Annotated in this window: 19 protein-coding genes, 1 other RNA gene and 1 pseudogene; 6 read left to right on the top strand and 15 right to left on the bottom strand. The window is 48.2% G+C overall.

Annotated features, from left to right (window positions below):
* The first annotated feature begins 10 nt into the window (after window positions 1-10).
* On the top strand, window positions 11-889 hold the full coding sequence (locus GA003_17060) for a DMT family transporter (GenBank protein ID QXD27703.1): 879 nt from the start codon (window positions 11-13) through the stop codon (window positions 887-889).
* 19 nt (window positions 890-908) lie between these two features.
* On the opposite strand, the gene uxaC is transcribed toward GA003_17060, so the two are convergent.
* From uxaC to ssrA, 7 genes are all read right to left on the bottom strand, one after another.
* Window positions 909-2,309, bottom strand: coding sequence for a glucuronate isomerase (gene uxaC / locus GA003_17065; GenBank protein QXD27704.1), 1,401 nt, complete (start codon window positions 2,307-2,309; stop codon window positions 909-911).
* 19 nt (window positions 2,310-2,328) lie between these two features.
* Window positions 2,329-3,111 carry an SDR family oxidoreductase gene (locus GA003_17070; GenBank protein ID QXD27705.1) on the bottom strand — a complete coding sequence of 261 codons (783 nt, stop codon included), beginning with the start codon at window positions 3,109-3,111 and terminating at the stop codon, window positions 2,329-2,331.
* Window positions 3,112-3,123: 12 nt separating this feature from the next.
* Window positions 3,124-4,221: a sugar kinase gene (locus tag GA003_17075; GenBank protein QXD27706.1), complete on the bottom strand. Its 1,098-nt coding sequence runs from the start codon at window positions 4,219-4,221 to the stop codon at window positions 3,124-3,126.
* A gap of 21 nt (window positions 4,222-4,242) precedes the next feature.
* Window positions 4,243-5,340 (bottom strand): Ldh family oxidoreductase, encoded by a 1,098-nt coding sequence (locus tag GA003_17080; GenBank protein QXD27707.1) that lies wholly within the window; start codon window positions 5,338-5,340, stop codon window positions 4,243-4,245.
* A gap of 22 nt (window positions 5,341-5,362) precedes the next feature.
* Window positions 5,363-6,337, bottom strand: a complete 975-nt coding sequence (locus tag GA003_17085; protein ID QXD27708.1) for a phosphoglycerate dehydrogenase — start codon at window positions 6,335-6,337, stop codon at window positions 5,363-5,365.
* A 280-nt stretch (window positions 6,338-6,617) separates the two neighbouring features.
* Window positions 6,618-7,397, bottom strand: a complete 780-nt coding sequence (locus tag GA003_17090; GenBank protein QXD27709.1) for a glucose 1-dehydrogenase — start codon at window positions 7,395-7,397, stop codon at window positions 6,618-6,620.
* 102 nt (window positions 7,398-7,499) lie between these two features.
* Window positions 7,500-7,857, bottom strand: a transfer-messenger RNA (tmRNA) gene (ssrA, locus tag GA003_17095).
* Between the two features lie 628 nt (window positions 7,858-8,485).
* On the opposite strand from ssrA, the gene GA003_17100 reads away from it, so the two are divergent.
* Both GA003_17100 and GA003_17105 read left to right on the top strand, forming a co-directional pair.
* Window positions 8,486-8,638 carry a type VI secretion system tube protein Hcp gene (locus GA003_17100; GenBank protein QXD27710.1) on the top strand — a complete coding sequence of 51 codons (153 nt, stop codon included), beginning with the start codon at window positions 8,486-8,488 and terminating at the stop codon, window positions 8,636-8,638.
* A gap of 48 nt (window positions 8,639-8,686) precedes the next feature.
* Entirely contained in the window at window positions 8,687-9,181 is a 495-nt protein-coding gene (locus tag GA003_17105; GenBank protein ID QXD27711.1) for a type VI secretion system tube protein Hcp, read from the top strand.
* A 97-nt stretch (window positions 9,182-9,278) separates the two neighbouring features.
* On the opposite strand, the gene GA003_17110 is transcribed toward GA003_17105, so the two are convergent.
* Complete coding sequence (locus GA003_17110) at window positions 9,279-10,205, bottom strand: TlpA family protein disulfide reductase (protein ID QXD27712.1); 927 nt, start codon at window positions 10,203-10,205, stop codon at window positions 9,279-9,281.
* A 154-nt stretch (window positions 10,206-10,359) separates the two neighbouring features.
* On the opposite strand from GA003_17110, the gene GA003_17115 reads away from it, so the two are divergent.
* Complete coding sequence (locus GA003_17115; protein ID QXD27713.1) at window positions 10,360-11,229, top strand: NAD(P)-dependent oxidoreductase; 870 nt, start codon at window positions 10,360-10,362, stop codon at window positions 11,227-11,229.
* A gap of 463 nt (window positions 11,230-11,692) precedes the next feature.
* On the opposite strand, the gene GA003_17120 is transcribed toward GA003_17115, so the two are convergent.
* The 6 genes and pseudogenes from GA003_17120 to rny all read right to left on the bottom strand — a co-directional run bounded on the left by GA003_17120 (window position 11,693) and on the right by rny (window position 16,437).
* Window positions 11,693-11,989, bottom strand: coding sequence for a hypothetical protein (locus tag GA003_17120; GenBank protein ID QXD27714.1), 297 nt, complete (start codon window positions 11,987-11,989; stop codon window positions 11,693-11,695).
* A gap of 70 nt (window positions 11,990-12,059) precedes the next feature.
* Window positions 12,060-12,950 carry a prohibitin family protein gene (locus GA003_17125; protein QXD27715.1) on the bottom strand — a complete coding sequence of 297 codons (891 nt, stop codon included), beginning with the start codon at window positions 12,948-12,950 and terminating at the stop codon, window positions 12,060-12,062.
* A gap of 116 nt (window positions 12,951-13,066) precedes the next feature.
* On the bottom strand, window positions 13,067-13,312 hold the full coding sequence (locus GA003_17130; protein QXD27716.1) for an ATP-binding protein: 246 nt from the start codon (window positions 13,310-13,312) through the stop codon (window positions 13,067-13,069).
* Window positions 13,309-13,710, bottom strand: coding sequence for a hypothetical protein (locus GA003_17135; protein QXD27717.1), 402 nt, complete (start codon window positions 13,708-13,710; stop codon window positions 13,309-13,311). Before GA003_17135 ends, GA003_17130 begins: the two co-directional genes overlap by 4 nt.
* Before the next feature lie 63 nt (window positions 13,711-13,773).
* Window positions 13,774-14,778, bottom strand: coding sequence for a tryptophan--tRNA ligase (gene trpS / locus GA003_17140; protein QXD27718.1), 1,005 nt, complete (start codon window positions 14,776-14,778; stop codon window positions 13,774-13,776).
* An 85-nt stretch (window positions 14,779-14,863) separates the two neighbouring features.
* Window positions 14,864-16,437, bottom strand: a pseudogene (rny, locus tag GA003_17145) (ribonuclease Y).
* 231 nt (window positions 16,438-16,668) lie between these two features.
* On the opposite strand from rny, the gene rodA reads away from it, so the two are divergent.
* Entirely contained in the window at window positions 16,669-17,862 is a 1,194-nt protein-coding gene (gene rodA / locus GA003_17150) for a rod shape-determining protein RodA (GenBank protein ID QXD30470.1), read from the top strand.
* A gap of 89 nt (window positions 17,863-17,951) precedes the next feature.
* Window positions 17,952-19,709, top strand: a complete 1,758-nt coding sequence (locus GA003_17155; protein ID QXD27719.1) for an Rne/Rng family ribonuclease — start codon at window positions 17,952-17,954, stop codon at window positions 19,707-19,709.
* Between the two features lie 48 nt (window positions 19,710-19,757).
* Here the strand turns inward: GA003_17155 and GA003_17160 are convergent, their stop codons facing one another.
* A complete protein-coding gene (locus GA003_17160) occupies window positions 19,758-20,777 on the bottom strand; it encodes an inositol monophosphatase (GenBank protein QXD27720.1) in 1,020 nt (339 codons plus the stop codon).
* Window positions 20,778-20,836 lie beyond the last annotated feature (59 nt).

Here is a 20,836-nt window from a genome sequence, read left to right on the forward strand (position 1 = left end):
CCCGAATCCAATGGAATTCTACCTGTGGATAGTTCTTGGCAGCTCATTTGTATATACCTTGGCAGCTTTGTGCGTGAAACGCTCCAGCATAGCCGGCGTAGATCCTTGGAAAACCACCGTTGTATGGAATGGCCTTCTCGCACTGGTGTCACTGCCTTGCTGGTTCGTCGCTGACCCTCCGGGGGATCTTCGATCATTGATTATCCCTTTGCTCATGAGCTTCGCATTTTTTCTGGGGCAATTGTTGAATGTGCTGGCCATCCAAAAAGGAGATGTATCCCTGGTAACCCCCATTTTGGGCACCAAAATCGTATTTGTCGGAGTGCTGGCAATCGTTTTTCTCGATGATGAAATTGGCATTTTAGTGTGGACCGGTGCATTACTTGCAGTTTTGGGAATATTTCTCATGCGCGGTAATACCCATAACGAACGTAAACGCTTACTCCCATCCATCATACTTGGACTTGTCAGCGCCTTGAGTTACGGTGCCTTCGATGTGGCTATGCAAAAATTTGGTTCTGATGCAGGCTATGCTCAGACTGTCTCCAGAACCTTTTTATTTACCTTCCTTTGGTCACTTCTACTGATTCCCAAATGGAAACCCTCGGAGCAGGGAATAGACATGAATACCTGGTATTGGCTGTTGGGAGGCGGCGTGCTTCAGGCCGGTCAAGCGATGGCGTTTGTTTACGTGCTTACCACCTACGGTGACGCGACACGTGTGAATGTGCTATATAGTTCGCGGGCTTTCTGGAGCATTTTGTTAGTTTGGGTTATTGGACACTGGTTCAGCAACATCGAGCGCCATCTAGGGAAAGCGGTCTTTTCCCGCCGCCTGGCAGGTTCCAGCTTATTAGTGGTCGCCATTATTCTGGCGACATGGAAATAAGCCCCCGAGAATGTAACGCTTACTCGAATCCAAAGAAACGGGCAGCGTTTCCGTAACAGATATTTCGAACCATGGGTCCGACTAAGTTGAAGTCCTTGGGAATTTCCCCGTTCTCCATATCTTCGCCAAAAATGTTACACAAAATCCTACGAAAGTATTCGTGGCGCGGATACGAAAGAAACGATCTTGAATCAGTCAACATGCCAACAAAATGAGAAATCAAGCCCATCGCGGAAAGAGCATTCATTTGATCGACCATACCTTCCTTCTGGTCAAGGTGCCACCAGCCGGAGCCTAGCTGAATCTTCCCAGCCGTTGAGCCATCCATAAAATTCCCCAGCATGGATGCCATGACGTAATTATCGGCATTGTTGAGATTGTAGATGATAACCTTAGGACACTCATTGGTCTGATCCAGACTATCAAGAAAGCGACTCATAGTAGTTGCCTGCGAATAATCTCCGGTAGAATCAAAACCCGTGTCAGGGCCTACTTGATTGAGAAGACGAGTATTATTACTACGCATCGCTCCCACATGGAATTGCATCGTAAATCCTTTCTCTGCATTCCAACGCCCTACCTCTCGCATCACATAAAAAGCAAAGGCTTCTTTCTCGGAAGTGGCGGCAGCGTTTCCTCCACGAGCGTTTGCATATATACCGCTCACTTCTTCCGTGGTGGTTTCAGCAAAAAAACAACGTTCCAATCCATGGTCAGAAAGGCGCCCACCCATTTCGGCAAAGAAATCATGACGTGACTTCAAAGCAGCGAGGAAATCTTCCAAGGAATCTAAGGAACCGCCAGCAACTGATGCCAATGCATCCACCCAAGCATTCCAGTTTTCGGGGTCATCCACGCTTAGCCCCTTGTCCGGACGGAAGGTGGGCACCACTGAGGTATCAATACCCAATTCCCCAATCGCTTTATGATGTTCAAGCGAATCCGTTGGGTCATCGGTAGTTCCGACCACTTTAACGTCGAAGTTCTTCAGAATTCCGTGAGCACTCAAATCGTCTGATTTGAGTTTCGCATTCGCTTCATCCCAGATCTCTTTGGCGGTATCTTCATTTATCAACAGATCAATGTCGAAGTAGCGCTTAAGCTCCAGATGGCTCCAATGATACAAAGGATTACGAAGCGTGTTCGGAACCGTGCGGCACCAAGCGAGATACTTTTCATAGGGATCGGCTTCACCCGTACAGTAAGGTTCTGAAACGCCGTTGCTACGCATGGCACGCCACTTGTAGTGATCCCCTTCCAACCAAATCTCAAAGAGATTCGAAAATCGACGATTGTTGGCCACGTCCTCCGGGGGCAAGTGGCAATGATAATCGCAGATGGGCTCATCATTCGCATACTCGTTGTAGAGTGTTCGAGCGGATTCGTTTTGAAGAAGAAAGTCGTCGTTTATGAAACTCATTGTATATGGAATTTTGAATTTAAATGGTCATGGCGGCATAGCCACCATCTACAACCATCTCAGTGCCGGTAATGAAAGAACCAGCCTTGTCAGAAGCTAACAGCAGAGTGACGCCTACCAACTCATCGGAATTGCCAAAGCGATTCATCGGAGTGTGTCCCATGATCGCTTCAACACGGTCCGGAGAAAGGATCTTCCGGTTTTGTTCGGCCGGGAAGAACCCAGGTACCAACGTATTAACTCGAATGTTTTTGGGTGCCCACTCACGAGCTAGGTTTTTCGACAAGTTATGAACCGCAGCCTTGGTTGCAGAATAGGTGAAAACACGCGAAAGCGGAATTAATCCAGACATGGACCCAACATTGATCACGCTGCCTCCTTCATCTCGCTCGACCAAGTATTCTCCAAACACTTGATTGGTAAGAAAGACAGCCTTCATGTTCACATCAAAGATCCAGTCGAATTCATCTTCAGGAACTTCCAAAAACGGTGTCGCTGCGTTGGTTCCAGCTCCGTTGACAAGAATGTCAACCTTCCCGGATTTCTCCAAAACAGCATCGAGAATGGCTTTGATGCCTGCTTTAGAAGACAAGTCGCCAGCTACAAAGTAGCCTTTGCCACCCGCTTCAGCAATAAGTGCCAAACGTGCGTCAGCTTTTTCCTGGCTACGTCCCACCAGGACAACTTCTGCACCTGCCTGGGCAAGTCCTTCAGCCATGGCTCCGCAAAGTTCGCCGGTTCCGCCAATCACAACGGCCACTTTGCCGTCCAATCCAAAAAGAGAATTTAAGTAATTACTCATAGTGTGTATTTATTATCTGACTACGCGTGCTCCGCCGCCGCCCATAATCTTTTCTACTTCAGCCACCGTAGCCATAGAGGTATCCCCCGGAGTCGTCATGGCAAGAGCACCATGCGCAGCGCCGTAGTTCACAGCCTTGCCAGGATCTCCAGTGCTCAGGAAACCGTAAATCAACCCGGAAGCAAAACTGTCACCACCACCCACACGATCCATGATTTCAAGGGCTGGGTAGGAGTTCGACTCATAAAATTCACCATCGTGCCAACAAATAGCGCCCCAGTCATTAACGGTAGCGGTTTTTACAGCCCGTAAGGTTGTAGCCGTTGCCTGAAAATTAGGAAACTCTGAGACAGCCGTCTCGATCATCTTTTTAAAGCTATCGATTTCGATATGGGAAATGTTTTCATCCACGCCTTCTACTTCGAAGCCGAGACAAGCAGTGAAATCTTCTTCGTTGCCAATCATCACATCCACATACTGAGCAATCTCACGATTCACACTCTGCGCTTTTTCGTGACCACCAATGCTCTTCCAAAGAGAGGGACGGTAATTCAGATCGTAAGAAACAATGGTTCCGTGCTTCTTGGCTGCTTTAACCGATTCAATAACTACCTCAGGTGTAGTCGCTGAGAGAGCGGCATAAATTCCTCCGGTGTGGAACCAACGAACACCTTCTTCACCAAATAGTTTTTCCCAGTCAATGTCACCGGGCTTGATTTGACTGGCTGCAGTAAGTCCACGATCTGGGACACCTACGGCTCCACGAATACCGAATCCGCGCTCAGTGAAATTCAATCCATTGCGAACTTCGCGACCGAGTCCATCATAGGGGACCCATTGAACCCAAGAGGTATCAACACCTCCTTGAAGAATAAAGTCTTCGATCGAATGCCCCACTTCGTTATCTGCAAATGCAGTTACGACTCCGGCACGCAGGCCGAAGCATTTCCGACCACCACGGGCGACATTGTATTCTCCGCCACCTTCCCAGGCTTGAAAGCTACGGGCAGTACGAATTCTACCTTCGCCAGGATCAAGACGAAGCATAATTTCGCCCAGGGATACGATGTCATATTTGCAGGACTCTGCTGATTTTATTTCGATACTCATAATTCTATAATCAGTTAAAGGTTATTTAGATGCTGGAAATTGGGAGCGATCCCACATTGGGGCACCACACTCAGTTGCGATTTCATCAAAGGCATCCAGCTCTGCCGTTGAAAATAAAAGTCCGTTATTCTTCTCCGATCGAGCAGCAGCTCCAGCTTCAATCTGGCCCGGCAACAAACAATTCTCATTACCATGCCCAAGAATGTCGTCGATGACAGCTTTGATGTTTTCGGATTGGTTGCGACCTTTGGCGAATGCACCCCCACTGATCGCGTCGAGATGAATGACCTGAAAGTAAAAGCATGGAGTTCTTTTCTCCTCTGGATCCGATAATTTTTTACTTCGAATCGTCGGGAGTGATCCTCCGATTAAACCACCCACCAATTCGTTGATTAAACTGAGCCCATACCCCTTGTGAGCACCAAACGGCAACAATGCTTCTGCTTCGTTCGCATCCGTTGTAGCATTTCCGTCTCTGTCCACCGCTGCATTGGGTGGCAATGGAACTCCTTCGCGCTTGAGCTGCTGCACTCGCCCCATGGCAACCACGGAGGTGGCCCAGTCGATGACAATCGGAAAGCCAACTGAATCCGTCGTAGGAAATCCCCAACTGTGAGGATTGGTTCCAAGAGTAGGAAATTTTCCCATGAAGGGCACGACTTCCGCCAACGCGGCGGTGCAATTGGTATAAGCAATGTAACCCCGCTTTGCAGCATCCATCACATAGCCTCCACCCCACAGGTAATGAAAGGCGTTATCCACGCTAACCTGTCCAATGCCATACTCATCTGCCAGCTCGATACAGCGATCAAGTGCGTCATAGGCAGTTGCCTGCCCCAACTTTCGATTCGCATTCCAGACTTCAGAAGCGGCAAATCTTGAAGGTAGTTTTTCAATGTTGGCAGCAGGTAAACAACCATCCGCCTCAGAGCCAAAAAGGTGATCCAAATGAAGGGCTTTGAGGGCATTGTGCGTACGAATACCATGCCAGGAAGCATAAGAGGAAAAGCGCGCAGCAGCAGCAGATTCTTCAACCGTAAACCCACGATGCTGGTATGCTTTTTCCACTAACTCATTATGAGTAGCAGTTGGAACAATATAAAAATCTTCGGTGCTCATCTCTAAGTGAAAGTTCGGAATATCAATCAGCAGGCCAAGGAGCTTTGTTTGCCTGAGCTTCGGGAGGGTTTCCCTGAAAAAAGTGCAGCAGGTTTCTTACAGCCATACTCGCTTGCCGCTGAACAGACTCGTGGGTGCGGGATCCGATATGAGGTGAAACGATACAATTTTTGGCCGATAAAAGAACATGATCTTCCGGGGGTGGCTCAACTTCGAGCACATCGGTTCCATAGCCGCGAACTTTTCCAGAATTTAATGCATTAGCCATCGCTTCGGAATCAACGAGCTCACCCCGAGCACAATTGAGCAACACGACTCCATCTTGCATCGAAGCAATGCTGTCTTCGTTAACCATAGAGTGTGTCTCTTCAGTAAGATTGGTATGCAGCGAGAGAACATGGGCCGCCTCAAAAACATCAGCAATACTGTCGCAGCGTTCAATCCCCTGCTCTTCAGCAAAGGATTCGGGCCAGTAAATATCATAAGCAATAACAGGCATACCAAACGCTTTGGCTCGAAGCGCCACTTCTCGTCCAATCCGACCCAGACCGATAATCCCTATCGTTTTGCCCATTATCTCATTTCCGGTCAGTCGAGTCCACTCGCCTGCACGGGTGTGATTTACTTCCTCAACAAGGTTACGGAAAATGGCTAGCAGAAGTCCAAATGTATGTTCAGCAACGGTGGTGTGGTTTACACCCGGACAAAAGGTAAGCGGGATTCCAACTTTGTCGGTGTAATCTACATCAATTTTGTCCAATCCGATCCCATACTTGGATATAATTTTAAGCCGCGGAAGGGCCTTATCGATGACCGCCGCAGTGATCGCATCGTCACCGCAAATCATCCCGTCTACTTCTCCAACAAGCTCTAACATTTGCTCCTCGGTCAGTGGACCGCGCTCACGCACGATCTCAAAGTCAGATTGTGCAAGCAATTCATGATGGATTCCCGGTGTATCCTGGAATGATGTAGTCGTTAGCAAAATCCGTGTCATAGCAGAAGCGACCCAGAATCTAACACGTGTTGGTTTCTGTCCAGCCAAATCGAATCAGAAGTAAAAATCCCCAAGGTTGTCCCAGATTTTGGTATCTATCATGATGATCACAGGCTTCGCGATCATTGCAGTATTAACAGGCATCGTTACCTCTGAGCTACACCGCGAATTGGATCACGTAAGGATGGACACCCGCGTATGCGAAGGTTGCGGACACGAAGGACACGACAGAAAAGCCCTACACTGCAAAATGTGCGGTCATCATCTGTAAATCGCTCACCTACCCTGGAATGGGCCAGACCTCTCCTGCCATAAATCCACCATCAACAAAAATGTTCTGGCCGGTCACATAATTGGAAGCTGCTGAGGCCAGGAAAACCGTAGTGCCCACGAGATCCTCGGGAGATCCCAAGCGCTCCATCGGCACCCGATTCTTTCCCCACTCCTGCATCGTAGGGTCGGACCATAATTTTGCAGTCAGGGGTGTTTCAATAAAGCCAGGACAAATAGTATTCACCTGGATATTGTGTTTACCGAGTTCAACTGCATGGGCTTTGCCCAGTTGACCAACGGCACCCTTGGTAGACGTATAAACAGAAACCTGACTAAGAGAGATCCCGGTGTTGATAGATCCGATATGAATGATCTTTCCTCGCTTACGAGAAATCATCTCTTTGGCTGCAAGCTGAGTCAGAAAATACAGCCCTTTCTGGTTCACAGCTACAATCTCATCGTAGTGCTCTTCAGTCACCTCAGTAAAAGGCTCACGGATGTTCATGCCAGCATTGTTCACCAGAATATCGAGCTGACCGTAGGCTTTCAAAGTTGCCTCCACTCCGCCCTGAATCGAATCAAGATCTTTCATGTCCATCTCGTAAGCAATCGCTTCGCCACCAGAATCATTGATTGAGGCAACGGCCTCATCTAATTGCGCCCGCGTTCTGGCCGCACAAACGACTTTCGCCCCGTGCGCAGCGAGACCTTCCACAATTCCGCGACCAATTCCACGACCCGCTCCCGTTACAAGAGCCACTTTACCATCAAGAGAAAACAGAGACATACCCTTAACTGACAAGGAACCAAGGTCATTTGCAAGAGCTAGGTTGCTTAGGCAATATTTTGACAGGAATTACGTTTTATTTACGTAAGTCATTGATTATATTGGTGGAGGTGGCGGGAGTCGAACCCGCGTCCCTTGAGCCTTCACATACGACGTCTACATGTTTAGTCACACATTTAATTTCGCTCGCCGATCGCCGCGTAACCCGCTATCGGTCTACTAGTATCCAGGGTGATGATACGGCTCTCGGCTGGACACCCCATGAGAACTATGCCTGCTGTCGGCGCCTCTATCCCCTAGCAGGTGTCAGAGTAGAGACGATGGCTGGTTTATGCAGCCATAGGTAATGCTTCATCGTTGGCACTTATAATAAGTATGTGATAATATTTTTCCGATGGTAACTATCATCATCGACATGCAGCCCCATGCTCCAATTCAAAGTCGAATCCAGAACACCCCCATAAAAATCCCTAAGGATCAATGAAGTCTTGGCTGAGAACTTCAAAGAACAAAAAAGTTGCTACAAAATGCTCCGATTTAGCCGGAAATCAAGCGATTAGTGTTAAATCCCTCATCCATTGATAAAGGATGTATAAGTGAATCTTAACTCTTTCAGTTAAAATCCAAAAAGGTCTGTTTCAAGTGGTGCTCTTTGGGAGGCTCGGGTTGGTAGAAGGGCTCGATGTGCACTGGCTTTACTTCGACGGGTTTTGCGGGGATCCATTTTCTAGGTCCCTGGCGTTTCTTGGCCCTTCTCCGTTTTGCACTGTGTTGGCCCACTTCTCTACAGGCCTCGGAGTAAGTCAGACCCTTTTCTGACATCAACCGGTATACCTTATGTAGGAAAGGACCCATAGTTTTAGTGAATTGCGGTTCTTCAATTTTTCAAACGACGGAGGTCGAATGTTAATAACTAATTATGACGTCCGAGAACGGCAATTGTTCCACAAATTGCTTTCTTTCAATCATTTAGTATGATAATGTAGTTGAAATCCTTTCAAACGGAACTGACGCCTTAACTTACCTGTCTCAACCTTTTCCCGTTACCAACACCAGCGCAGAATACGCTTGGGATAACCCGTACTACCATGAAAACCAAACATTTCCTTCGTTGTATATTCGTTCTTGTACTAACCCCATTCTGGGCCCAAGGTGCTGCCTTCCTCAAATTCGACGGTGTCGATGGTGAATCCAAGGATAAAGACCACAAAGGCTGGATCGACATCGAATCCATATCCTAGCGAGATGACGGTCATAAAGATTGGATTGTCATCGAATCGTTTAGCCAAGTGGTTCACCGCGACATCGCTACCCGAAACGTAAGGGCAAAACGGGATACCACTCCAGGTCAGGGCACGGGGAAGAGGGATGCCGCCTCGGGACAAGCAACTGGCAGGCGTGATGCAGCCTCGGGCCTTGCCACTGGTAAACGTGACGCTGCCTCAGGACGACCAACGGGTCGCAGGGATGCCGCTTCTGGCATGGCAACGGGCAAACGCCAACACAAACCCGTCAGGGTGACCAAGGGAATTGACAAAGCGACTCCCCTACTCGCAAAGGCTCTCAGCAGTGGCAATTCAATGGGCAATGTGACCATCCAACGGACACATGAAGGAAAGTCCGAAACAATCACACTCATAAACGCCACCGTGGCAGAGGTGCAGAAAAGTGGAAATACCGAACATGTCACTTTTAATTATCAGCAGCTTCGCCAGGTGCCCAATTCCAGTGTCCGAGGTTGGAACCCAAAAGACAAAAGAGCCATCCAAGGTACCGCTAAATAAAAGGCGGATAGAACCACTCAGATCTATTTAGTTACTTACAAAAAAGCCGAAGCGGAATCACCTGCTTCGGCTTTTTTCGAAATGGAAATTACTCTACTCAAAGATTCACACCCAGGGAGGCCAAAGTCTTCGTCAATTCGGGATCCATTGGATGTCCGTTGTATAAAACCTGTCCATCCGGAGTAAGGAGGATCATACGAGGAATTGAGTTAATAGCCAATGCTCTGGAAAAGGGACTCGACTCAGGTTCGATAAGCCAGGGCATATCCATACCATGTTTCTCCTGCACTTCACGCGCATGGCGTAATTGGTCTGAGCGATCGGTATTCATACCAGCTACAAAGACGCCTTGAGCTGGCAGCGTATCCGCCTTCTTTTTCAACTCGGGCATGAGCTGGATACAAGGACCACACCAACTAGCCCAAAAATCTAATAAAATAGCCTTCTGACCTTGGGAAGCCTTTGCCAGGGTAGTCATAGAACCATCCACAGACAGAATTTCCAAATCCATAGGAATCCGGAGATTTTTCATGGCCTCTTTCTGAGCAGTTTTCTCGTGATGGTCCTGAACCAAACGAGCCATACCGAACATATTACTGACCTCGGGACTTTTCCAAAAGCCTTCTTTGGTATGACGTTCGAAGCCTTCCATATCGCCAGCTTCATTGGCTCTAAGTGCCTTCAAATTTTCGATCAACCCATGGACTTGATTGCGTGTGGAGAAGAAGCCTCCTTGGCCAACAACAAACTCATCGGCACTCGCCTCCATTTCAGGAATGAGAGCTAAGACAGCCTGCAAATCGCTGCTCCCCAATAGGTTTAACACTTTACTTTCCAGCAACACAGAAGCTTTTACACCTGCAGCTTCCGCCGAATTGTATGCCGCATCAAAATCTGCCTCTTGATCGACGGCTGCTGCGCGAAGTGCCTCAAGTGGACTCGCTACAGTCTCGGTCTGTTCATCCTGGGCGGTAAGAAAAATGGGGCTTACCAAGATAGCAATTAATACTAAAATATTCTTCATAATGCGGGTAGTTACTTTATGGGAGGCAATTGCCGCCCGATTGTTCCCGCCTTCTTCCCCCCTATTTTAATCAAAGTCAATAATAGGCTGGCATCGGTATTATTGGCCAACTTAGATATTCACCCTCCTCTAATCCCTATTTCACTTCAAAAATATGAGCAAAGAAACCATCGCTTTCATTGGAACCGGAGTCATGGGTCGCAGCATGGCTGGACACCTTCTCAACGCCGGGTATCCGCTAAATGTATACAACCGCACAAAGTCTAAAACAGACGAGCTCGTTGCAGCAGGAGCGACCTGGTGCGATACTCCAAGTGCCGCCTCCGCAGGTGCAGATATAATAATCACTATCGTTGGTTTTCCGAAGGATGTGGAAGAAGTTTATCTCGGCGATGACGGGATTCTTGCCAATGCGAAGTCAGGCTCATTGTTCATTGATATGACCACCTCTAGTCCGGCCCTCGCCAAAAAAATTGCTGAGACCGCTGAAGGAAAAGGCATTGGCTCGCTAGATGCTCCCGTATCAGGTGGAGACCTGGGGGCAAAAGAAGCACGCCTCTCCATTATGGTTGGTGGTAGCCAGGCAGATTTTGACCGAGCGCTCCCAGCATTTGAAATCATGGGGAAGAATATTCAGCTCCAAGGCCCTGCTGGATCCGGGCAATACACGAAGATGGTGAACCAAATCGCTATTGCAGCTGGAATGTTGGGAATCACAGAAGCCATGGCCTATGCCAAGAAATCAGGCCTCGATCCTTTTCATGTTCTAAAAAGTATTGAAACGGGTGCTGCTGGAAGCTGGTCATTGAGTAATCTTTCCCCTCGCGCCCTTAAAGGCGATTTCGCTCCCGGGTTTTTTGTGAAGCACTTTATCAAGGATATGCGAATCGCCATCGAGTCGGCCGACGAAATGGGCCTGGAGTTGCCAGGATTGAAGTTGGCCAAGTCTCTCTATGACAAATTAGCTGCTCAAGGCGGAGAAGACAATGGGACGCAGGCGCTGTTGAAGCTGTATAGCGAGTAGCAAGGCGGTTCGACAGATGGTCGTAAGCCTTGATGAAAAAACTCTCTTGCGACCGTCATAAAAGTCACCGAATCCCCCAGATTGTTGTTTACGACCATCTTCGGGCTAACATGCCGCGTGTTGTTTCGGTCTGATTCTCATCCGATCTGTTATTCTGCGCTTCGCTTGTAGATGTGGCACTTCGTTTGGTAGTCGTCGTTTCACTCCTCGGAACTCATTCTTCAATCGGTCACGCACCAATGTGCGCTTCCTCATTCCTCATTTGTCAAGCATGACATCTTAACTCAGTGGACCACCTTGCTAAAAGTCGCGGGACGGTCCGGCAGGTGGTCGGCGGAGTTAAGAAAGCAAACTACCTTAACCTTCGCGTTCTCCATGGTGTCACCCGTGCTTCGCGTGAAGCTATGCAGGGCAGGCTAACCATGGCTACAACGGGCGCCTCGGCGATGCGCCCCTACCTTATCTAGAGCGGGCGTGTAACTGCGTTTTCCGGAATCCACTTTTCGCGGTCACGCTTCCGTTTGATTTCCCAAGCTTGTTTGGCAAGTCGAGTGTGTTCTTCTGCTCGGTGATCGAGTGGCCAGTTCGGATCTGGGCGATGAGCCTCTTGAAAAATAGCCAGTGCTTTATCTACCAAATCCCCACGAGAACCAGATAGATCATTGGACTCGGCTGCATCCAGGGAGAGGTCATAAATTTCCACGGGTCGATCGATCCCATTCCGGACTGCTTTCCATTGGTCCCACCGAGCGGCTTGCACTGGCCGTTAGGCATAAGAAAAGACGGACTCAAATGAGTCCGCCTAAGTAAAGTATAGATTACACTAACAGCTATTTTTGCTCTCCCATATGCAACAAGGGCAGTGGGTTTGGACTCTGGCCATCCATAAAATAGATTTTAGCCGCAGGGTCTTCGGCAATCTTCTTCAGTGCTTCCAGAGATTGTAATTGGATATAAGTTTGATTGCCTGCAACAGCATCGTTGAGCTTTCCGATCTCGTAAGCACGCGCATCAGCCAGAACTTTAACTTTTTCAGCTTCCTGCTCAGCAGCCTGTCGGTCAGCGATTGCTCCTTCAACTTTTTGCTGCATCTCCGTTTTATAACGCTCCAACTCAGCTTTTTCCTTCTCCACCTCTTGCTCTCGCTCCTTTTTGGACTCAATCGCTTTCATAATAAATGGCGGCAAAGTTATAGTCCGTATGAGCACTTCATCGATCAGCAGCCCCTTTTCTTCCAAGCCGCTTTTCAGATCCTCTAGAATCTGCACTTGCAATTGGTTCTGCGTTTCCTCCAGGAAAAAGTCCTCCGCACGGGCAATACTCTTACCGGCCTCCCGCAGCGTGGACCGCAGAGAGGGTATCAATTGTACCGTTACTAACCGATTCTTATCCCCATATCTAGCCAAGGTATTTGGAGTTTCAGCGGCATTCACTCGGAACTTTACACTGACATCCATTTGAGTTTGCAACTGATCCTGAGAAGGCACACTAGCGGTCTCCGTAATGGTATCCGAGCGAATATCGAAATCATACCACTGATACAGTGGATTAACCGGAATGTGTATTCCCGAATCGTAAGGCTGCTGTACAACTTTACCAAACAAGGTTGCCACGGATACGTGCCCAGGCGAAACCGTTTTGAAAAAACGCGAGCCAAATGCCAGGATGACAATAGCTACAATGGCTACCACTATGATAGAAAAAAGTCCTTTGTTGTTCATATAAATTTATTGATTAATTTGCACATGGTAGGTGACGACGCCCGTCACGCAACTTAAACCCACATTAAAGAAACCGCTCAGATTCCTGAATATTCAATCTGACAGGCTCAGACCATTTAATCACTGAAAATGGGTAACTTCAGTATCACACGAGTGCCGTCTCCGGGCTGTTCAGTGATGAAAATGGATCCGCCGTACAAGCGACATAGACTGTCCACAACGGATAACCCCAATCCAAGACCCTGCTGCTCCTGCTCTTCTCGATTTAATTGAATGAAAGGACCTAATTTCGAGATTTGATCATTACTCATTCCCTGCCCTCGATCAGCCACAGACAGCACATAGGAGTCTGAATCTATCACTGTGTTGATACTGACACGGGAGGCGGAGTGGGAAATTTTAAGGCATTTTCGACCAGCTGGTAGACCATGTATTCCAAATCGTCACCTTCCAGTGCCAAACCAACAGGTTGAATAAAGCGATCAACGTCGTTCTTTCTTTCCGGAAACTGATTATAAAGACGCCCTAGCACCCGATCCATGTCCACGACCTCAAAATGACAATGCGTATCGCGGTACTTGTCCGGTATTTTATCCTGACCCAGGTCGATTTGCAATTCAAGATAGCGCACATAATTAACGACCGTTTGAAGCATACGCTCTCCCGACTCCAAAATCAGGCTGCTGAAAGAATGCCCAATTGTCGGACAAGCTTCACAGTATCCTCCTGGATTTGAGCCCACAGGATAAACAGGTCTCATTTTCCAAGACCCATTGAGATGTGACAGCTGGAGGGGAAGCGATCATTGCATGTACGATAGAGTTTAACGGAATCGCTCTACAAAACCGACCTTACGCTGCACTTTGGATAAAATCTTATAAGCCTTCTTTTGGGCAGTCTCAGCGCCAGCTTTTAAAACACCATCTAGATAGCCTTTGTCCTTTTCTACTTCTTCAAACTTTTCCCGGATAGGTCGAAGTCCTTCTACAACCACTTCGCCAACAGCCTTTTTAAAATCGCCATATCCTTTCCCGACAAACTCGGCTTCATGCTCTTCAATAGATTTACCAGAGAATCCGCTCATAATAGAAAGCAAATTCGTGACCCCCGCTTTTTCAGGTCCCGATTTGACTTGGCTACCTGAATCGGTCACCGCGCGGGCAATTTTCTTTCGGATCACATCAGGTTCATCGGTGAGCAAGATATAAGCCCCCTGATTATCGTCCGACTTGGACATTTTCCTGGTCGGGTCTTGCAGAGAAAGCACTCGGGCTCCCGTAGTCCCAATCTTAGGCTCGGGGATCTTGAACGTTTTTGAATAAGTATGATTGAAACGCTCAGCTACATTCCTCGTTAGTTCAAGGTGTTGTTTCTGGTCTTCACCTACAGGCACAATGTCTGCATTGTAGAGCAAGATATCCGCCGCCATCAGTACGGGGTAAAAAAATAAGCCTGAATTAATGGGAGCCCCTTTGGCCGTTTTGTCTTTAAACTGCGTCATGCGCTGTAACTCACCGATGGGAGTCAAGCATCCGAGTACCCACGCGAGTTCGGTATGACCAACCACATGTGACTGAATGAAGAGCGTGCACTTTTCCGGATCCAACCCACAGGCAATATATTGGGCGACTAAGGAGCGTGTACGTTTCCGGAGATCAGCGGGCTGATAGGGTACCGTAATCGCATGCATATCAACCAACGGGAAAAGGCAATCGTGGTCGTCCAAAAGGGACACCCAATTCTTGAGAGCACCCAAGTAGTTTCCAATGGTCAGAATGCCAGTCGGTTGTGCGGCGGTCAGGACAGTTTTTCGATCAGTGTCGCTCATAAATTTACAAACGAGTTAGCTAGGCAGAGAACTTTTCACGATTCAACTATTAAGCCACCGATCATTCATTGAAGATTTTCAGCTTCTAGGTTGCCGTCTCGGTAAACCGCTGTTCGCGAATAACCGTAACTTTGATCGTGCTTGGATATTGTAGTTCTTCCTCAATGCGATTGCGAATCTTTCGGGCAATTCGCTGGGCATCCAGCTCTTCAACCTTGTCAGGTTCAACCATCACTCGAATTTCGCGCCCCGCTTGAATGGCATAGACCTCGGTCACACCATCCATATCCCGAGCAATACTTTCCAATCGCTCCAAACGTTTCACGTAGGCATCCAGGGATTCTACTCGGGCACCCGGTCTGGTAGCGGATACAGAATCAGCGATCATGAGGAGTGGCGCATACAAACTCGTAGGATCTACTTCCTTGTGGTGCGCTTCAACGGCGTTAGCGACCGCTTCATTTTCTCCATAATCTCGGAGCATCTTGGCTCCCATGGTGGCATGACTCCCCTCATACTCATGCTCAACGGCCTTTCCAATGTCGTGGAGCAACCCAGCACGTTTTGCCAGGTTAGGGTCGAGCCCCATTTCGGAAGCAAGCATAGAGCAAATATATGCACACTCAATCGAGTGCTCTAGTGTATTCTGATTAAACGAATAGCGATATTTCAACTTACCCAATAAACTGAGTATATCATCGGGAATGCCAGTCAGGTTCAATGTCTGAACCGCTGACTCACCATATTGGTAGACAAGGTTCTCAATCTCTTTTTGCCCACTCTGGATCGATTCCTCAATACTCGCGGGATGTATTCGCCCATCCTTGACTAAAATCTCTAGCGCAACGCGCGCAGCTTCACGGCGGACAGGGTCAAAACAAGAGATCAAGACACTCCCAGGCAGCTCATCAATCATCAAGGTGACTCCAGTAAGAGCCTCGAAAGCTTTTATATTGCGCCCTTCCTTGCCAATAATTCGGCCTTTCATTTCATCATTGGGAAGCTCAACCGTAGACGCTGAATTACTTGCATCCGGCTTGCTGGCTATGCGTTGCATCGTGGTCAGAATGATTTGCTTAGCTTCGCGTTGCACCTCTTGTTCCGATGCCGATAATAGCTCTTTGCGCAAATCCTGGAGCTCAAGCTCGCACTCGCGCCTTATTTCCTCCTCCAATTGATCCCGCAGCTCCGCGGTGTCCAAATTACTTAAGTCCTCCAGTTTTTGGCGGTACTCGGAGGCGGCTGCTTTCATCACATCCGACTCGGATTCAAACGTAGATTCACGTTTGCTTAGCGATGCTTTCAGGGATTCCAGATCTGCCCCTGCCCGCTTCAAAGAAGCTTCTTGAGCTTCAAGTGCATGCTCCCGTTCAGTAAGCCCAGACTTCAGACGTTCAATGTCCTGTTCCAGGTCTTGTCGTTGTTTTCTTATTTCCAGGTAAGCTTCGGCCAACTGCTGTTTGCGGTCAACCAACGCTTCTTTGTGCGCAATTTCAATGATTCGGGAAGCTTCAGCCCGGACTTTTGCTCGGTATCGAACAGTAAAGATCCATGATGCCAATATTCCCAACGCCACACCCAGTACACCAAAAGTTAGCGTGTTCGGGTCCATAATTCAATTTCAGTTTCAATTTCAAAGAGGCTAAAAACCTGAATCATCAATGGGTTAGGTCAATTGAAAACATCGATTTTAGGATTCCCTATATCTGATCGATACTGGTAAAACTCTACCCGTATTCGCTCAATGGGCTAAATTCAGGATAAATCGTGCTGAATCGTGCCAGTTACCGCTTCACCCGACCTTATCGTGCGTCTGTTCCTTTGATTTCAGATATTCTACAGTCTATTCTACGTCCCAGCCGTCGAGCTGGAGCTACTCAAACGACTGGTTTGAATCGTGAAGATCATGCGCGCTGGGATTGGGTTAGCCCCATTTGCATCCTCATTCTAGCCATTAGCGGTGTATTTTTCATCTACAGTGCACAACTCAACTCCATCTATTCGAATTGGACCGAACAGATTATTTGGATTTTCCTAGGAGCGTTTGTCTACCTGTTCGTCTCATTCATCGATTACGATATCTACATGAAATACGGCCACTGGCTGTATATTCTTACCCTCATTCTACTCGTTGCAGTCCTTATCCCCGGGATCGGGCTCAAGATAGATGGAGCAAGGCGATGGCTCGATCTGGGACTACTCAATTATCAGCCATCCGAATTAGCGAAAATTTCGGTAATGCTCATCGTCTCCAGTATCTTGGCTCGATCGGAAATCGGCAAGATCACTGAATCCTTGACCGCCTTGGTAAAAGTTGCCTTGGTTGTCCTCTTCCCAATGGTGGTCATTCTGGCACAACCGGATTTGGGAACTTCACTCGTTCTTATCCCCATGGTACTTGGTCTGTTATACGTTTCCAACCTCTCAATGCGGTTTTTCACAACCGTGTTTCTAGGCTGTGTTTTCGTAATCGGAGCTGTAACCTGGGATGTGAACCGTTACGCTAACTTTCTCGAAGAAAATAACTACACTCCAACAAACCACAACCGTGCTTATGAGGAGCATTCTTACCTGCCTTACCTGAGGGATTACCAACGGAATCGGATTCTTACCTTTCTGATGCCGGAAAAAGTAGATCCCAAAGGAAGTGGCTGGAACCTGAATCAATCATTGATATCAGTAGGTTCCGGTGGTCTCACAGGCAAAGGATGGACCGAAGGCACCCAGGCAAAATTGGGGTATTTACCGCGCTCCGTAGCGCACAATGATTTTATCTTCTCCGTTCTCGCGGAGGAGAAAGGGTTTTTAGGCAGTCTTACTGTTCTCAGCCTCACAGGTATCCTCTTACTTAATGGCGTGCGAATCGCCAGCAAAGCAAGAGACCGATTTGGTATGTTTCTCGCCGTAGGCGTGACCATTATTTTTGCGATTCATGCCTTAGTAAATATCGGAATGACCATTGGAATGATGCCGATCACAGGACTGCCACTCCCATTCTTAAGTTATGGAGGCTCCTTCCTCCTGAGCTGCTGCATTTTGCAAGGCATTGTTCAATCTGTTTACCGACACCGAAAAGCTTTCTAGCCCAATGGATCCGTTATTACATAAAGAACAACTTTGCTCAGCTCAGCCAGGGGTGAACCCAGCCTCCACCGATAGGCAAATAATACATCATGAGCGAAAAAAAATCACACAAGCGTTCGAACATTTCGGAAGCCAAATTAGACAAGAAACTGAGGAAACCACCGGAAGAACAGACTCCGGAACCCCTTCCTTCTGGTGAAATAAAAAAACAAGCGAAGAAACGCGCTAAAAAAGGCCGTCCGCTGATCAAGCGGGTTATCAACGCGATTAAAAAGGAAAATCCTGTTTACCGGGAAGTCATCATCAATTCCGAACCACTTGAAACCCGAGTGGCGGTTTTGGAGGATGGAGTCATTGAACGATTCGAAGTTGAACGAGTCGGAGAAGATCGCCTTGTAGGAGGCGTTTTCAAAGGCAAGATCCAGAATTTGGAGCCAGGACTGAAAGCTGCCTTTGTTGATATTGGGCAACCCAAGAATGCGTTTCTCCATTACTGGGATATTGTTCCAGCGGCCAATGACAATAGTATCGAAGTTGTCCGCCGTAATACCAAGGAGCCGAATAAGAAAAAGAAGAAGATCGATCTACGAGACATTCCTAGCCTCTACCCGATCGGCACGGATATCGTTGTTCAGATCACCAAGGGACAGATCGGGACCAAAGGTCCCAGAACGACTACCAACATAGCCCTACCAGGCCGCTTTCTAGTATTGATGCCTTTCAACGATCAATGCGGTATCTCACGCAAGATCGAGGATAACAAGGAGCGCGCACGCCTCCGCAAAGTTATCAAGTCACTCACCATTCCCGACGGCATGGGAATCATCATCCGCACAGCGGGTGAAGGGAAAAAGCTACGCTACTTCATCCGAGATCTGCACATCCTACTCAAAACGTGGGAAACCATGGAAACGCAGATCAATACCGAAAAGGGAACCGCCTGCCTCTACCGCGAACCGGATCTGGTTGAACGCACCTGTCGCGATTTTCTCACCGAAGAAGTAGATCGAGTGATAATCGATAATCCCAAAGACTGGGAGCGAATGCGAACCGCGATCGCGCAGATCTCGAAACGTTCGATGAGCAAGATCCATCAATTCAAAGATTCGATCCCCATTTACGAGCGCTTCAACATCGAGCGCCAGATTGAACAGACATTTCAGCGGCGTGTTCCACTCCCTTCGGGTGGAGAAATCGTTATCGAAGAAACGGAAGCCTTGGTCGCGGTCGACGTGAATACCGGTTCTCACAGAAATAAGGACGGCAAGGACAAGAACTACATATTACAGGTAAATCTTGAGTCCGCTTCTGAGGTCGCACGGCAAATTCGCCTGAGAAATATTGGCGGACTGATCATCATCGATTTCATCGATATGAAGAACCGTCGCGATCGACAGGCGGTCTACAATCGCATGCGACGCGAGATGGAAGATGATAAGGCGAAAAACCATATCCTTCCGATTTCCCAGCTCGGCATCATGCAGATGACCAGGCAGCGCCAGGAAGTGAGTATCGGCACAGGACTCTATACCGGCTGCCCATACTGTAACGGCCGTGGTATCGTAAAATCGCCTCGAACGATCAGTGTCGAAATCCAACGTCAGATCACATCTATTCTAAGACGCTTGAAGCCAAAGCTTCAGGCAAACGGACAAGCTGATGATGGCCTGACGATTCGAGTCATGCTCAATCCAACCGTTTTGGAACGCCTCCGCAGTGAAGATGAATCACTCCTCGTAGATATCGAAAGGCTCTATGACGTGAAGCTTTCATTCAGAGCGGATGTATCTTACCACATGGAGAACTTCCGGCTCGTCAACGCAGTGACTGGCGAAGAGCTCCAGTAATCCGGATTCACATATTTATGCAAAGGCCTCCGATCATTCGGGGGCCTTTTATTTTCCGAAGTGCTCTAAATATATCTGCTTAAAGGCCGGTCTTAAGTTCCCCGCCAATTTCTCATTCGCGTAGGCAACCCAAGCGATGGGCGTGACCGTATCCAAAGGTCCCTGCACTTCCCCGCCAAGCGGATCTTCGTAAATGCATCCAGCTTCCGTAAGCAACAAGCCGGCAGCTGCATCGTAAGGATGACAGGTCAGAGAATGCCCCAAGCCTAAGGATCCCAGCACAGCGGGACGGATATCACCAAAAAAACGGTAATGCCCCACGAGCATCTCATACATCTGCCCACCCGTACTAATGTACTGATCATCAAAAATTACCGGAGACGCATCCTTACCATAATGATCCAATGCTTGCCAAAGCTCCCTCTCGATCTGTGCGGTTAATTCCTTTCCTTCAGGAAAAAACTTAACGAGGGCTGCGAATCCGTGACTGACAGTATCGGCTGCAGAAGGCCGGATCTGAACTGCTTGATTCGCACCCGATTCTAAATTCTGCCGAACCGCTACAATCCCTTCTCGTCCACAACCAAGGAATCCACTCACTTGATCAGCGTATGATTGCTTCGTTGTTGGAAGCTCGGTCAACATGGCCACTTCAATATCTGATAACTGATTATCATCAAACTTCTGTGGAGCCAGCCCAGCAATCACCCAGGCCGATCTTTTATCGTACATCAGCTCACGCGTACCATCGATAGGGTCGATGATTACTTTATACAGCGTATCAGATAGTTGAGTACCTTTTGGAAAAATGACTGGGGCGTGATCTTCCAAGCCCTCGGCCACAACCTCTACGGGACTATCTGCTGGCCAATGCTCTTCAATCCAATGAAGCAAAGCTTCTTCGCTGAAACGATCGATGGCATAAATGGTATCTGACTCAGAGACGGAACTTACCGATGACAGCTCGGAAGCGCTGAGACCTGTTCGCTGCTCAATCACGAATGACTGAACGGCGGATCCCAATTCGCACAGTAGGCTCCTTAGCCTCTCTTTTCCCTCTGATTTCATCGTGTTAATTCAAAGGACTAAATGCGTAGAGATTGATGCAGGCCAGTCTTATGACAGAC

The sequence above is a fragment of the Opitutia bacterium ISCC 52 genome (assembly GCA_014529675.2).
Lineage (GTDB): Bacteria > Verrucomicrobiota > Verrucomicrobiia > Opitutales > UBA2995 > UBA2995.